The organism is Bradyrhizobium sp. LeoB3 (genome assembly GCF_055456055.1).
The window spans coordinates 22,982-36,683 of sequence record NZ_JBVBEF010000077.1; the positions used below are offsets into that span (position 1 = coordinate 22,982).

At 61.8% G+C, this 13,702-nt stretch carries 12 protein-coding genes and 4 pseudogenes; 9 read left to right on the plus strand and 7 right to left on the minus strand.

Annotated elements, in window-relative coordinates:
- Positions 1 to 10: 10 nt before the first annotated feature.
- Positions 11 to 268, minus strand: a pseudogene (locus ACZXDY_RS33825) (molybdopterin cofactor-binding domain-containing protein); the annotation flags it as partial.
- A gap of 47 nt (positions 269 to 315) precedes the next feature.
- Between ACZXDY_RS33825 and ACZXDY_RS33830 the strand changes: the two are divergent.
- From ACZXDY_RS33830 to ACZXDY_RS33840, 3 genes and pseudogenes are all read left to right on the plus strand, one after another.
- Entirely contained in the window at positions 316 to 537 is a 222-nt protein-coding gene (locus tag ACZXDY_RS33830) for a hypothetical protein (protein ID WP_464348528.1), read from the plus strand.
- A gap of 24 nt (positions 538 to 561) precedes the next feature.
- A pseudogene (locus ACZXDY_RS33835) lies at positions 562 to 1,170 on the plus strand (cell envelope biogenesis protein TolA).
- Positions 1,171 to 1,245: 75 nt separating this feature from the next.
- Positions 1,246 to 1,461 (plus strand): annotated as a pseudogene (locus ACZXDY_RS33840) (hypothetical protein); the annotation flags it as partial.
- Positions 1,462 to 1,648: 187 nt separating this feature from the next.
- Here ACZXDY_RS33840 and ACZXDY_RS33845 read toward each other — a convergent pair.
- From ACZXDY_RS33845 to ACZXDY_RS33860, 4 genes and pseudogenes are all read right to left on the minus strand, one after another.
- Positions 1,649 to 2,177 (minus strand): annotated as a pseudogene (locus ACZXDY_RS33845) (HD domain-containing protein); the annotation flags it as partial.
- 87 nt (positions 2,178 to 2,264) lie between these two features.
- Positions 2,265 to 3,731, minus strand: a complete 1,467-nt coding sequence (locus ACZXDY_RS33850; protein WP_464348529.1) for a catalase — start codon at positions 3,729 to 3,731, stop codon at positions 2,265 to 2,267.
- A 306-nt stretch (positions 3,732 to 4,037) separates the two neighbouring features.
- Positions 4,038 to 4,532 carry a cupin domain-containing protein gene (locus ACZXDY_RS33855; protein ID WP_028167770.1) on the minus strand — a complete coding sequence of 165 codons (495 nt, stop codon included), beginning with the start codon at positions 4,530 to 4,532 and terminating at the stop codon, positions 4,038 to 4,040.
- Positions 4,533 to 4,569: 37 nt separating this feature from the next.
- The gene (locus tag ACZXDY_RS33860; protein ID WP_349642702.1) at positions 4,570 to 5,478 is read right to left on the minus strand and encodes an SDR family NAD(P)-dependent oxidoreductase; all 909 of its coding nucleotides are present in this window, start codon (positions 5,476 to 5,478) and stop codon (positions 4,570 to 4,572) included.
- Positions 5,479 to 5,611: 133 nt separating this feature from the next.
- Between ACZXDY_RS33860 and ACZXDY_RS33865 the strand changes: the two genes are divergently transcribed.
- The 3 genes from ACZXDY_RS33865 (at position 5,612) to ACZXDY_RS33875 (ending at position 8,426) form a co-directional block, all read left to right on the plus strand.
- A complete protein-coding gene (locus tag ACZXDY_RS33865) occupies positions 5,612 to 6,772 on the plus strand; it encodes a Rieske 2Fe-2S domain-containing protein (RefSeq protein ID WP_464348530.1) in 1,161 nt (386 codons plus the stop codon).
- Between the two features lie 62 nt (positions 6,773 to 6,834).
- Positions 6,835 to 7,191, plus strand: coding sequence for a Rieske (2Fe-2S) protein (locus tag ACZXDY_RS33870; protein ID WP_051397137.1), 357 nt, complete (start codon positions 6,835 to 6,837; stop codon positions 7,189 to 7,191).
- On the plus strand, positions 7,188 to 8,426 hold the full coding sequence (locus ACZXDY_RS33875) for an NAD(P)/FAD-dependent oxidoreductase (protein ID WP_028167773.1): 1,239 nt from the start codon (positions 7,188 to 7,190) through the stop codon (positions 8,424 to 8,426). Before ACZXDY_RS33870 ends, ACZXDY_RS33875 begins: the two co-directional genes overlap by 4 nt.
- 10 nt (positions 8,427 to 8,436) lie before the next feature.
- Here the strand turns inward: ACZXDY_RS33875 and ACZXDY_RS33880 are convergent, their stop codons facing one another.
- Entirely contained in the window at positions 8,437 to 9,030 is a 594-nt protein-coding gene (locus ACZXDY_RS33880) for a MarR family winged helix-turn-helix transcriptional regulator (protein WP_051397138.1), read from the minus strand.
- A 221-nt stretch (positions 9,031 to 9,251) separates the two neighbouring features.
- Here ACZXDY_RS33880 and ACZXDY_RS33885 point away from each other — a divergent pair, with 221 nt between their 5' ends.
- Positions 9,252 to 10,436 carry an ABC transporter substrate-binding protein gene (locus ACZXDY_RS33885; RefSeq protein ID WP_028167774.1) on the plus strand — a complete coding sequence of 395 codons (1,185 nt, stop codon included), beginning with the start codon at positions 9,252 to 9,254 and terminating at the stop codon, positions 10,434 to 10,436.
- 33 nt (positions 10,437 to 10,469) lie between these two features.
- Here ACZXDY_RS33885 and ACZXDY_RS33890 read toward each other — a convergent pair whose 3' ends face one another.
- Positions 10,470 to 11,450: a LysR family transcriptional regulator gene (locus ACZXDY_RS33890; RefSeq protein ID WP_464348531.1), complete on the minus strand. Its 981-nt coding sequence runs from the start codon at positions 11,448 to 11,450 to the stop codon at positions 10,470 to 10,472.
- 222 nt (positions 11,451 to 11,672) lie between these two features.
- On the opposite strand from ACZXDY_RS33890, the gene ACZXDY_RS33895 reads away from it, so the two are divergent.
- Both ACZXDY_RS33895 and ACZXDY_RS33900 read left to right on the plus strand, forming a co-directional pair.
- Positions 11,673 to 12,905 (plus strand): ABC transporter substrate-binding protein, encoded by a 1,233-nt coding sequence (locus tag ACZXDY_RS33895; RefSeq protein WP_051397139.1) that lies wholly within the window; start codon positions 11,673 to 11,675, stop codon positions 12,903 to 12,905.
- A complete protein-coding gene (locus tag ACZXDY_RS33900) occupies positions 12,881 to 13,609 on the plus strand; it encodes a nitroreductase (RefSeq protein WP_245287558.1) in 729 nt (242 codons plus the stop codon). Before ACZXDY_RS33895 ends, ACZXDY_RS33900 begins: the two co-directional genes overlap by 25 nt.
- Positions 13,610 to 13,702 lie beyond the last annotated feature (93 nt).

Here is a 13,702-nt window from a genome sequence, read left to right on the forward strand (position 1 = left end):
AGTACCGGCCGGGGGGCGTCCATCGAGACCTCCCTCCGAAGCTAATCATGACTGAGGAGCCGGCGATCCGATGCGCCCAGAGAACCGGCTTGCCGGCCGCGTCAGGTCCGGCCGACAGCCGATCGAAATAATACGGCCGATACATGTCGTGCTGGATGTCTTCCTCGCGGCTCCAGATCACCTTCACAGGGGCATCGACGTGCTTGGCGATCTTGACGGCCAGCACCGTGCCATCGGCCTCCAGCCTTCGTCCGAAGCCGCCGCCAATGGCGGGAGCCTCGAGCCCCTTCGCCTGACGCCAGAGGAGGAGGCCGCATGGATATGAAAGAAGCCTCGGCAATGACGGAGGCCTCCGGGCTGATCAACGAGGACGGCGACGAGCTGACTTCGGACGCGCGCCGGCGATCAGTCCAGTCGCCGTCGCAGGATGCCGCGATGCGCTGGGCTGATCGCCTGCGCGAGTTGACCGTGAAGGCCCCGTTGCAATCGCTCTTTGCTGCCTTCCTGCTTGGGGTCTGGGTCGGGCGCCGGCGCTAGGAGGTCCGCGAGCCTGCACGCCTCATAGTCAGGAAGCTCAAGACATTTCAGACCTCACTGGGCTTTTACGATCTCGCAATCGCGGCGCCCTCGATGAAGGCGGCGCTTGAAGCGTGGGGCGCCGGCAGCAATCTCTTCACTACGGCATCGCCAAGGAGACGGACGATCCGGACGTTATCGCTGCGACAATGTCCAAGTCGGGCGTGGTGCTCAAGCGCCCTGCCGGATCGAACGGGCGCTTCGCTGAGCACTCCGATCTCCCTTTGGACCTCGGATTCGCCGAGAACGGAACTCCGCGGCAAAGGGGCGGCCGAAGCGGGCGAAGCGAACCTCTCCGAACGTCAGCGAACGGGACGCCTGAAAGGCCGCCGCCGAATTCGAAAAGGAGCAGAAGCGCCGCGACGCAGAGCGCAAGAGGCCGCCAGGCAGAGAGACCGCGAACGGCGAGAAAAGGCAGCCGCGAAAGCCGAGGCGGCACTGGACAAGGCCGAGCGCGAGCATGCGAAGAAAGCCGCGGCTATTCAGGCTGAGGTCGATGCTCTCGAGGAGCGATCGCGGGCCGAGGACGACCGCTGGGAAAAGGACGGAGAACGGCTGCAAGCCGCCCTGCGGCGCGCGCGGGATGGCCGGTGAGCGGCCATTCGCTTCTCCGGAACGGAATTTGACCAGATCGCGTTGACCGTTCGATCTTCATGCGGAGAAACGTACATGAGACAGATTATGGCGGCGGCTTGCGCCCTGGCGATTTCGCTGGCATTCGCTCCCGCGGCGGACGCTAAGGGCTGCATCAAGGGTGCGATCGTCGGCGGTGTCGCCGGCCATATGGCAGGGCACGGCAAGCTAGGCGCCGTGGCAGGCTGTGTAGTCGGCCATCACGAGGCGAACAAGCAAAACCCGAACAATGCCAATGCTCAGCAGCAGGCGCCTTCGGGACATAAGGGAGTACGGCGGCGTTGGCGAAGCGCTAAAGTTCTCGGCAGAGAGCGTCAGGCGTCAGGCGGGCACTCCGGGCAGCTGTCCCCGCTCGAGTCCAGCACGTCTCGGATTTCTGCGACGGCTTCATCTGCGGAAATTAGTGGCCGGCCGATCCTGGCGGGCGATGTCGAAGGTTCTTGATGATGCGGTTGGCAAAATGGTCAATGATGTTTTCCTTGAAGTTTGCCTCGCGCGGATGATGGGCGCAGACATGGTCGCGTTGCTCATGGCTGAAGTCATGATAGCCAATGCCAAGCACATCCATCTCCACGCCTGCAGTCACCAGCGCGATCGTCGGACGCATATCTTCGGGGATGCCGGGCGTGGTGTGGAGCGCGATCGCGGTCCACACGTCCTCAACATGCGCTCCGCGACGCCGTAGTTCTTCATGAAATCGCGGGCCGTGTTGGCGCCATCAACCTTGAAGCGCAGATCGGGACTCGAATAGCGTTCCGTCAGCCCCATGTCGTGAAACATGGCGCCAAGATACAGAAGTTCGGGCCGTACTTCAGGCCGCGGCGCTCGTCGTTGAGCGCCCCCCAAAGAAGACGCGGCGGCTGTGGTTGGTTGTAAAGCAGGTCATCCTCGGTATCGCGGGCGAGCTGGGTGGCGGCGCGGGCGATAGCGCTGTCCGGCACCCGAATCCCGGCAATTATCTCGGACATGGAACAGTCTCCATCGTTGCGCAAACCTCCGGAGTGGTGTGAATCGCCAAGGGGCATGCGGTTGTGGTGGTTGGGAGCCGCCGCCGATTATTCTGCGGCGGCCTGTGCAGGCGTAAGTCCCAAGGCCCTTGCCACGCCTGCACCATAGGCCGGGTCGGCTTTCGTGCAGTTGGCAATCTGACGCTGCTTCACCTCGAGACGTGCGTCCCCCATCGCGCGGGCGGTGTTCTCAAAGAGAAGTTGTTGCTGCGCCGCTGTCATCTTGCGGAAGAGTATGCCCGGCTGCTCATAGTGATCGTCATCGAGGCGATGGTCCCAGTGCGCCGCGGCACCCGTCCAGTCGAGCGGCGGCTCGGCAAGCTGCGGGTCGCGATCGATCCAGGCCCCCCTGCTGTTGGGCCAGTAGCTCGGCGTGCCGCCGAGATTGCCGTCCGTGCGCATTGCGCCATCGCGGTGATAGCTGTGGAACGGGCACTTCGGCGCGTTGACCGGAATGAGGTGGTGATTGACTCCCAGCCTGTAACGCGCGGCGTCGCCGTACGAAAACAGCCGTGCCTGCAGCATCTTGTCGGGTGAGAAGCCGATCCCTGGCACGATGTTCGCCGGCGAGAAGGCGGCCTGCTCCACTTCGGCGAAATAGTTGTCGGGATAGCGGTTCAGCTCCATCACCCCGACTTCGACTAGCGGATAGTCTGCCTTCGGCCACACCTTCGTGAGATCGAAGGGATTGTGCTTGTGGGCCTTGGCCTGCTGGTCCGTCATCACCTGGATGAACAGCTTCCAGCGCGGGAAGTCACCGCGTTCGATGGCATTGAGCAGATCGCGTCCGTGCGTCTCGCGATCGTTTGCGACCAGAGCAGCCGCATCTTCGTCGCTGAGGTTTTCGATGCCTTGCTGGGTGCGGAAGTGGAATTTGACCCAGACCCGCTCGTTACTGGCATTGACCATCGAGAAAGTGTGGCTGCCGAAACCGTGCATGTGGCGGAAGCTCTTCGGAATTCCGCGATCGGACATCACGATCGTCACCTGGTGCAACGCCTCGGGAAGCAGCGACCAAAAATCCCAATTGTTGTCGGCTGAGCGCAGCCCGGTGCGCGGATCGCGCTTGATCGCGTGGTTCAGATCGGGGAACCGCAGCGGATCGCGGAAGAAGAAGACCGGCGTATTGTTGCCGACGATGTCCCAATTGCCTTCATCGGTGTAGAACTTGAGGGCGAAACCGCGGATGTCGCGCTCCGCATCGGCGGCACCGCGCTCGCCGGCAACCGTCGAAAAGCGCGCAAACATCGGCGTCTGCTTGCCGATCTCCGAAAAGATCTTGGCTTTGGTGTAGCGGGTGATGTCGTGTGTGACCGTGAACGTGCCGTAGGCGCCCCAGCCCTTCGCGTGCATCCGCCGCTCCGGGATCACCTCGCGATCGAAGTGCGCCATCTTCTCGATCAGCCAGATATCCTGCAATAGCGCCGGCCCGCGCGGGCCCGCGGTCATGATGTTGAGATTGTCCGTCACCGGCGCGCCGGTCGCGTGTGTCATCGCAGGACGAGAATCGCTCATCGTTGGTTCCTATTCGTCAGGGCACTTTCCAAAGGCAACTCCATGCGTTGCCCGAGTTCAATTATGCGAACCGGTCACCCGGCACTTCAGTAACGGTTATCGGATTTCCGGTACAGTTTACCAGCAGCGACTTTTCAAGTTCGCACGATTGCATCGGCACCAGCGATTCACCGGCGATCGCATCGGATCGGCTGCTGACTGGGAGCTAAGTTTGCCGTGACTACGTGCAAGGCGGGCGGCCTGATGAGCGGCCGTTCCTCCAAGTGACCAGGCAACACGCTTCTTTTTCTGGTTGCTTTCATGCCGCTATCGGTCGAGGAGGGTCGTCAATTCCGCACCCTCGTCAGCGACGAAGACGGCGATCAGTTCGGCCGGCTCGGTGTTGCTTGCATTGGCGGAAACGAGGTGGGTCGCGCCTGGCGGCTCAAAGAACGACTGTCCGACCTCAAATGTCTCCAGCGGACCGCCCTTGAGCTGCGAGCGGACTTCGCCCTTTGTGATGTAGGCCGTCACCGAGCCACCATGGCGGTGCGGTGGAGTAAAGCCGCCCGGTCCGTAAGTGACGCGGACCACGGTCACGCGCTTGCCGGGTACATTCGGCAAGGCATGTGAACTGATCACCTCGACTTTGTTGAGCGATGAGCCAGAAGAGGCGCTCTCGGCGCATAACGGCGCCGGAATGCTTGATATCGCGTCCATCGCCAGCGGCAACGTTCTACCGATCGCCACCGCGCAGGCGAAACCCGCAAGGATCGCCAGCGACAGGTGGCGCCAGTCCCGCTCCGCGAGCGGCCTCATCATTCCCAGTGCAACGCTCATTGGCCTCTCCTGTTTGATCTCAAGGTTTGACGATCGGCTTGAATATCGAAAGCGGAGCGGGATCCCGGCTTGGCGGCGGCGGGATTCTTCCGTCGACATCAGTAAAGCCGTATTCAGTCGCCAGTTCGGAGGCGAGTAGGACCTGTCCGGTTTTGGCGATCACATCAGGATCAGCGGCCAACGCCGCGATCGCGCGCCCGACGAAGACCGGTGTCTCGCCCCTCTCGGCAATGAGCTTCGCAAGTGCCGCCGGCACACGATCGGGTTGGGCCGCAAGCTTCTCGCTCTTGATGAATCCAGGCCAAATCGAGACTGCGGAAATGCCGAATGGCTTGAGTTCATGCGCCATGTCTCGGGCCATGCGGTCGACGCCCGCCTTCTGTACACCGAACGGGACGTTGAACGTGTAGCGGACGCCGCCGCCGGACGACGTATTGACGATCAGGCCCTTTTTTTGCGGAAGCATCAGCGGCACAGCGAACTGGCTGCAGACAAAATGTGAGCGGAGGCCGACGCGATGCAGGGTGTCCCACAGCGAGGTTGGAACCTGCCAGAAGGGAACGTTGACCGGCATGACGTCCGGCGCTGCAAACACGTTGTTCACGAGTACATCGAGCCTGCCGTGGTTGCGCCGGAGCAGGTTAAAGACCTCCCTGACCGAACCGTCGTCCGAATGATCGCATAGGAGGCCGATGCCCTTGCCTCCGGCTTCGTCGATTGCCGAGATGGTCTCCTCGAGAGAGCCCGGCCATTCCGACCCGCCACTGCTGCGCGTGCGCGCAGTGACGATCACCGTCGCCCCAGCCTCGGCCAATCCGATCGCCACTCCCTTTCCGACTCCGCGGCTTCCGCCCGTTACCAGCGCAACACGATCCCTGAGGGGTCCCTCGGCCATATCATACCCACATTGCTTCCCAGGAAGATTCATTGACAGAGTAATCTTCCGAGGAAGATAATAAGCGGGATTAATCAGACACGTCAATCAGGGATGTCTCGCTATGGTCACGAGGGAAGAAAATGAGTTGTTGTGCCGCGTCACGCGTGATGCGCCGATGGGAAGAATGCTGCGTCAGCATTATTGGCTGCCGGCCGTCCTCTCGGTGCGGGTGCGCAGGGGCGAAGCGCCAGTGCGCGTCAAGCTGTTCGGCCGCAACTTCGTGGCGTTCAGAGGGACGGATGGGACCGTCGGCTTCCTCGACGAAGCCTGCCCGCACAGAGGTGCCTCCCTTGCGCTCGCACGTGTCGGTGAATGCTCTCTGACCTGTCTGTTCCACGGCTGGAAGATCAGTGCCAGCGGGGAGGTGCTCGATGTTCCCAACGAGCCCAATAACCCGAGGGAATTTGCAAAGACCGTCAAGGTGAAATCCTATCCGACGCGGGAAGGAGCTGGGCTGATCTGGGTCTGGCTCGGCGAGGGAACGGCGCCCCCCGCACCGGATTTCGAATGGATGGATTTGCCACCGGATCAGGTCTACGCGGCCGGCATTGAGCTCAATGCAAATTGGCTGCAGGGCGTCGAGGCAACCATCGACTCCTCGCATGTCGCTTTGCTGCACCAGAGCTGGACCGCGAGCTCGGCGACGGATTTTGCGGCGACGCGGGTCAATACGGAAGTCAGCTACCAGTTCGAGAAGAAGCCGTACGGCTTTCGTGCCGCGGCGCTTCGATCCGCGCCCGATGGCTCATGCCTCGCCCGCGTCACCGAGTTTGTGATGCCCTATTACGGATTGATTGCGCCGATCTATTCTGGCCCGCAGCAGGATCGTACCGCAATCATCGCAGTGCCGATCGACGATGAAAACCTGATCCAGTGGTACATCTACTATAATCCCGAGAGACCGGTGGACTCCTGGCGCAAGGTGCAGCGTGCCAATCAGTGGCCGATGGCGGGCGGCCTCCCGGGCAATCAGGCCAACAATTGGGGGCAGAATCGCCAGATCATGGATGCCGGCAACAGCACCGGCTTCCACGAGATCGTCATCGAGGATTTCGTGGTGATGGTCAGCATGGGGCCGATCGTCGACCGTTCGCAGGAATATCTCTGTTCGGCGGACCAGGCGATTGTGCGGGTACGTCGCCAATTGCTTGAGGAAGTGCACGGCTTCATGGACGGCAAGCCGCCGAAGAGCGCCCAGAGCGACAGCATGTCCTACAAGGATATCCGCGCGGTCGGCGGCCGGCTGGCGTCCGCCTCGGAGGACTGGCGACAGATCCCTCGCTGACTGCATCGGACGCGCCGCGCGGATCGCCAGTCGTTTATTGCCGCCTCAGGAGACCCCATGCCATGACCTGGAAACATATATGCGCCGCCACCGAGCTGCCCGAAGGAGAGCCTGTCGGCTTCAAGATCGGCGACCAGCGCATCGCTCTCTACAAGATCGACGACGAGATCTTCGCAACGGATGATGTCTGCTCGCATGCGTTCGCCCTGCTTTCCACCGGCTTTCTCGAGGGGCATCTCGTCGAATGCCCGCTGCATGGTGCGATGTTCGACGTACGCGACGGCAGGTGCCGCTCAGGCGCCTACAAGGATGTCAGAGCATTCAAGGTCGAGATCCGCGATCGCGAAGTCTATGTGCATCTCGACGGCGGACCTGCAAGTGAGGATGTCCGCGACAACGTGACGGACGCCACACCGTGAGCGGGCTTGTCGTCATCGGCGCATCCTATGCCGGTGTTCAGGTGGCACTCAGCGCCCGTGATGCCGGCTATGCCGAACCGGTGACCGTCGTCGGCGAGGAGAAATCGCTCCCGTATCAACGACCACCGCTGTCAAAGGATTTTTTGCTCAACGAAGTTCGCGAGCCGCAGCTGATTCTGCGGGATGATGCGTTCTTCAAGAGCAACCGGATCGACCTCGTTCTGGGACAACGGGCCGTGGAGATTGACCGGCAAGCGAAACAGGTCGCGCTGGCGGGCGGCGCCCGGCTGGACTTCGACAGTCTCGTGATCGCCACCGGATCGCGTGCTCGGCGCATATTGGTCCCCGGCGCCGAACTCGATGGGATTTGCTATCTTCGATCCCTCACTGATGCCTGCGATCTCAAGGGGCGACTGGAGCAGGCGAACGAGATCGTCGTCGTCGGGGGCGGGTTCATTGGACTTGAGGTTGCTGCCTCGGCGGCAAAGCTTGGCAACAAGGTCACGGTGATCGAGGCCGCCTCCCGGCTGCTTGAACGTGCCGTATCGACGATTGTCTCGCGTTTCCTGCTCGATGCCCATGCACGGGCGGGCGTCGATGTGAGGCTGGGTGAGACCGTGGTTGCGATGACCGGGCATGATGGGAGGATCGCCGAGGTCGTTCTCGGCAGCGGCACTCGTCTGCGTGCCGATCTCGTCGTGGTGGGCATTGGCGTAATCGCCAATGATGAACTCGCAAGTACCGCCGGGCTGAAATGCTGCAATGGAATCGTCGTGAATGAGCACGGCAGCACGGAAGTTCCCGGCATTTACGCTGCGGGCGACTGCGCAAATCATTACAACCGGTTCGCAGATGAGTGGATCAGGATGGAATCGGTCCAGCACGCCCAGGACCAGGGCAGGGTGGCAGGGCTTGCTATTGCGGGAAGCCACGAGCGGTACGACAGTGTCCCGCGGTTCTGGTCGGATCAGTACGATCTCAAACTACAGATCGTCGGGCTCTCTGGACGCAGCGACCAGGTCGTGACCCGTGGCTCCGTCGAGGATGGCAGGTTCTCCGTGTTCCATTACAGGCAGGGAAGATTGGTCGCGGCCGACAGCATCAACAGACCCGGCGACCAGATGGTAGCACGGCGCCTCATTGCCGCAGGCATTTCTCCGGCGCCGGAGCAGGCCGGAGACTGCTCGCTCGACATCAAATCACTGCTGAAGGCGGACGAGAAAACCGTCGCCTGATCTCGCGTCCCTAGCCGGTCGCAGCGAGGCGGCCAATCTTCTTCGTCGCCTTCACGGTCTTCACCGCCAAAAGTTTGCGCAGGCACCGGTCAAGCATCCCGATCTCGGCCTTGTTTAGCCCGCTCGCGTCGATCACGCTCTCCACAACTTTCGCGATCTCGGTAATGCCGCGGTCAGCGGTCGCAAGGCCCTTCGAGGTGAGCCGGACCAGCTCGGAGCGGCCATCATCGTTCGCCGAAACGCGGAGGATGAACCCTCCTTCCTGGAGCCGCGCCACCCGCTTGCTCATGGCGCCCGAGGTGACGAGCAGAGCGCGGAACAGGTCGGTCGGGCGCAACTCGTATGGTCTTCCCGAGCGTCTGAGCGCCAGCAGGACGTAGAGCTCGCCGGTCTGCAGGCCAACCGCTTTTGATATGCCCAGCAGCCGCTTTTCGTGAAGCTGGTTGACGCGCTCCAGCCGCAGCAGCGTTAATGCGGCGGTCAGGTCGAGATCGGGGCGCTGTTCAAGCCAGGCGGCCTCGATGTCGTCGTAAAGGCTGCTATCGTGCTTTGGCGCCCGTTTGGTGATTGGCTCCACACCGCGCGACACGGTCTTTTTCGTCATTCCTTTCTACCCTCGCTAGTCTGCGCCAGCGGCACCGGCACCACGTCTTGGTGCAATCTAGCACTCTCCAATTCAGGTGTCGCGGCGCAAGTTCCTAGTATTGGTCCAAGGTCCTGCCCGGGGAATGCGGCGGCGACGCGACCTCTCGCTCCGGTGTTGACAAATATCTTCCTAGGAAGAATATTCCGAGTAAGAAACATTATCTATATTGGGGAGGTCGCATGCGTGGGCTTGGCGCAATACTCTTTCTCGCGGTTTCACTGGCCACGTTATGCGCCGCCGAGGCGGCCGAGCGCGAGCTGATCCTCGGGCAGACAATGCCCTATAGCGGTCCGGCGTCGGCGCTGAGCGCGGTCGGCAAGGTCCAGATCCGCTATTTCCAGATGATCAACGAACGCGGCGGAATCAACGGCCGCAAGATCAAGCTGATCTCGCTCGACGATAGCTACAGCCCGCCAAAGGCCGTGGAACAGACGCGCAGGCTGGTCGAGAACGATGAGGCCGTTGCGATCTTCGGCAGCATGGGAACCGCGCAGAACGCGGCGGTCCAGAAATATCTCAACGGCCGGAAGGTGCCGCAGCTCTTCGTCTTCGCCGCCACCGACCGCTTTGCCGACCCGAAGACCAGTCCATATACCATCTCGGGAATGACCCTGTTCAGCACCGAAGCGGCGATTTACGCGCGGCTCGTTTCCGAGACCATTCCGCGGGCCCACGTTGCGGTGCTCTACCAGAACGATGATTATGGACGCGAATACCTTCGCAGCTTCAAGGCCGAATTGGCGCGCCTCGATCCGCAGGCCGAGATCGTTGCTACCGCGCCTTACGAGGTGACGTCGCCGACCGTTGATTCACAGGTCGTGTCGCTGGCCAGCAGCAATGCCAACGTCTTCCTGAATGCGTCGACCGGCAAATTCACCTCGCAGGCGATACGCAAGGCGAGCCAGCTTGGATGGCGCGCCCAGCAGTTACTGCCGATCGGAAGCAACTTCGTGGCGACGATCCTCAAGCCGGCAGGGCTCGAAAACGCGAAGGGTGCGATTTCGGCCACGCCGACCAAGACCGTGGGCGATCCCGAATGGGCCAACGACCCCGCCTACCTGGAGTGGCTGGCTTTCATGAAGAAATACTACCCCGAAGGAGACATTGAGGATCAGCTCAACTTCACCGGATGGAACGTCGCCGTTCTCATGACCAAGGTGATCAAAGCATGTGGCGATGACCTTACGCCACAAAACATCATGAAGCATGCCACGTCCCTGAAGAACGTAACGCTACCAGGCCTGATTCCAGGCATCACCGTCAACACGAGCCCAGATGACTATCGCCTGATCAAGTCGCTCCGGCCACAACGCTTCGACGGCGAGCGCTGGGTGCCGCTTTCCGGCACCATGGCAGCCAAATAAATGGGCGCGAACGGGCGCCGACGCGCCATGCCGTCAGCTCGCGCCGCGCCTGAGCTCTTCGGTCGCCCGGCGCAGGACCTCGTGAAGCCACTCGTGCGATGGTTCGGCCTCGACACGTTCGTGCCACAGCATCCGAACCTCCACCGGCGTCGTGGTGTAAGGGAGCTCGCAGGTCTTGATGGCATAGTTTTGCTCGAGCACTCTCGCCAACGGGCGCGGGACGATGGCAGCTAGTTCGGAATCGGCCAGCAGGGCGGGCAGGGCGAGAAAATGCGGCAAGGAGACCGCGATTCGCGGCGGGCGGTCGCTTTCGGCGAGCGCCCGCTCGAGCGCGGCGCTGTCGTACATTTCCGAGCGTCTGGCGAGACCTCGTTCGGAGATGAAACCGCCGATCGCGCCCTCCTGCTCGCCGCCAAAGGAGACGACGACCAGCGGCAGGCGTGACAGCTTCGCCTTGTCCAGCCGGCCGAGCTCGCGCTTTCCGCCAACGATCAGTACATCGTCGTATTCGAACAGCAGGGTTGAGCGGAAGCGGCTCGGCGGGTGCGAGAAGACGCCGATAGCGACATCGATGCGCCCAAGGTCGAGCTGCTCGGCGAGGTCGATCCGCGTCACCGGCTTGATCATCAGGTCGATCGTGGGCGCCTCGCAGCCAAGGATCTTCAGGAGCGGAGACGACAGCACCATCGTGGTGAAATCGTTGGCGGCCAGCGTGAACTGCTTGGTGGAGCAGGCCGGCACGAAGGTCGCTAGTTCGACCGCGGCCTCCAGCGCTCGCATGGCCTCGTGAACCTGGGGCGCCATCGTCAGCGCGCGCGCCGTCGGCTGCATGCCTGTCGCTGTGCGCACGAACAGGTCGTCGTCCAGGATTTCGCGGAGCCGCGCGAGCGAGTGGCTCACGGCGGACTGGCTGAGTCCAACCTTCTGGCTGGCCCGCAGCACGCTGCGTTCCTCCATGACGGCATCGAAGACCTTGAGCAGGTTCAGATCCAATGTGTTGAACGAAACAGACACGGGATCTCCTCCGGTCACTGACGGATCGGCTCGATAAGTTGCTGCCGCCCCGTCCAATTAAGGTCAGGCGCACCGCGGATGCAACCGAGTGGATGCCGAAGAACGTGCTGTATCGCTATCTTCGCTCTGATCTGAAGACGGTTCAGGATGACTCTGCAAAAGTTTCACTTCCGTATCACTGCCGTTTGGGCATGATTGCGTTGGTCGGCTTGGAGCAGAGGCATGATAACATCATTGGCAAAGCCGGTCCGAGGTAATCAGCGCAAATCGCTCGGATTGGCGCTGACGCTGTTGGCGGTGGTGATGCCGGCGATTGCACAGGACGGCCCCATCAAGCTCGGCGTCCTGTCCGACATGTCCTCGCTCTACGCGGACAATGGTGGCCAGGGTTCGGTCGTCGCGGCACAGATGGCGGTGGATGACTTCAACGGAAAGCTGCTCGGACGGCCCATCCAGATTGTTGCGGGAGATCACCAGAACAAGGCTGACGTCGGCTCGGCGATAGCCAGGCGGTGGCTGGAGAATGAAAATGTCGACGCTATCCTCGACGTGCCGAATTCCGCCGTCGCTCTGGCCGTGCAGGGCATCACGCGAGACAGGAAGAAGCTCTTCCTTGCCACCGGCGCCGCCACCTCTCGCCTTACCGGCGACGAATGCTCATTGACCGGAATCCATTGGACATACGATACCTACGCGCTGTCGCAGGGTGCGACCAAGGCAATCTCACGTCTCGGCGCAAAAACCTGGTTTTTCCTTTCAGCCGACTACTCCCTCGGCTCGCAACTCGAGGCCGACAGCCGCAAGGTCATCGACGCCACCGGTGGCAAGGTCGTCGGCACCGTGAAGCATCCGATCAATACACCAGATTTCTCCTCGTTCCTGCTGCAGGCCCAATCCTCGAAGGCGGACGTGATCGCGCTCGCCGATGCGGGCGGCGATTTCATCAACGCGGTCAAACAGGCCGGCGAGTTCGGAGTTGCGCGCGGGCAGAAGCTTGCCGGCCTGATCGTCTTCATTGCCGACATTCACAGCCTCGGACTGCAGAGCGCCCAAGGCCTGATGCTCAGTTCGGCGTTCTATTGGGACCTCAACGACGAGACCCGCGCGTGGTCGAAGCGCTTCATCGAAAGGACCCAAAAGGTTCCTACCATGATCCATGCGGGCACCTATGGCGCGGTCATGCACTACCTCAAGGCGGTTGAAGCGGCGGGTACTCTGGATGGCCCGACTGTTGCGGCCAAGATGCGTGAAATGCCCGTGAACGATTTCATGACGAAGAACGGCCGCATCCGGGAGGACGGCCGGCTGGTGCGCGATATGTATCTGTTCCGTGTCAAGTCTCCGGAGGAGTCCAAGTATAGGTTCGATTACTACAAGCTGCTCGCGACAATCCCTGGGGAAGAAGCCTTCAAACCGATGGAGGAAGGAGGATGTCCGCTCTCGAAGAAGCCGTGATCGGCGACGGTGCGGCGAGCAGCGTCGCGCAGAATCGGATCGACGAGATCATCGCCGGCCGCTTCGCGTGCCGTGAATTCGCCGATGTTCCGATCCCGCGACGGACCATCGAGCAGATCCTCCGCATCGCGCGGTTCGCACCGAGCGGGGCGAATATCCAGCCGTGGTACGTCTACGTGCTCGCCGGCGCAGCCAAGGACCGCGTATCGGCGGCGTTGCTGGAGGCGAACGAGACGTGCCGCGACGAGCACGTGTCCGAGTACAAGTATTACGCCAGCGACTTGCCTGAGCCATACCTCAATCGCCGCCAGCAGTTCGGACGACTGTTCTACGGCTCGCTCGGGATTGCTCAAGCCGATGTCGAAGCCCGGAGGAGGCAAACCGCAAAGAACTATGCATTCTTCGGCGCGCCGGTGGGATTGATCGTGACCATCGACCGGCGGCTGGAAGTCGGAAGCTGGCTCGACCTCGGAATGTTCATTCAGAACGTGCTGCTGGCCGCGGCCGGGCGTGGGCTTCAGTCCTGTCCGCAGGAGACGTTCTCTAGATATCACCGGATCCTGCGCCCACTGCTGTCGATCCCGCCGGAGCAGATAGTGGTGTGCGGCATCTCGATCGGGAACGCCAAGGTTGCGATGACCGAGAGATTGATGCCGCGGGCGGACGTCGATGAGTTCGCCTCGTTCGCGGGTTTCGAAACATAGAGCCCAATCGAGAAGATAAGGAGACGACTATGGGAAGCCGAGAAGAACTGATTCAGCGCAGCATTCCGTTCCTCCGGGAAGTCAAGGATATGA

Bases quoted from the DNA above. Each gene is read 5' to 3' on its own strand.
- ACZXDY_RS33830 (WP_464348528.1), top strand. From the start codon at position 316: ATGGATATGAAAGAAGCCTCGGCAATGACGGAGGCCTCCGGGCTGATC.
- ACZXDY_RS33850 (WP_464348529.1), bottom strand. From the start codon at position 3,731: ATGAGCGATTCTCGTCCTGCGATGACACACGCGACCGGCGCGCCGGTG.
- ACZXDY_RS33855 (WP_028167770.1), bottom strand. From the start codon at position 4,532: ATGATGAGGCCGCTCGCGGAGCGGGACTGGCGCCACCTGTCGCTGGCG.
- ACZXDY_RS33860 (WP_349642702.1), bottom strand. From the start codon at position 5,478: ATGAATCTTCCTGGGAAGCAATGTGGGTATGATATGGCCGAGGGACCC.
- ACZXDY_RS33865 (WP_464348530.1), top strand. From the start codon at position 5,612: ATGCTGCGTCAGCATTATTGGCTGCCGGCCGTCCTCTCGGTGCGGGTG.
- ACZXDY_RS33870 (WP_051397137.1), top strand. From the start codon at position 6,835: ATGACCTGGAAACATATATGCGCCGCCACCGAGCTGCCCGAAGGAGAG.
- ACZXDY_RS33880 (WP_051397138.1), bottom strand. From the start codon at position 9,030: ATGACGAAAAAGACCGTGTCGCGCGGTGTGGAGCCAATCACCAAACGG.
- ACZXDY_RS33885 (WP_028167774.1), top strand. From the start codon at position 9,252: ATGCGTGGGCTTGGCGCAATACTCTTTCTCGCGGTTTCACTGGCCACG.
- ACZXDY_RS33895 (WP_051397139.1), top strand. From the start codon at position 11,673: ATGATAACATCATTGGCAAAGCCGGTCCGAGGTAATCAGCGCAAATCG.
- ACZXDY_RS33900 (WP_245287558.1), top strand. From the start codon at position 12,881: ATGTCCGCTCTCGAAGAAGCCGTGATCGGCGACGGTGCGGCGAGCAGC.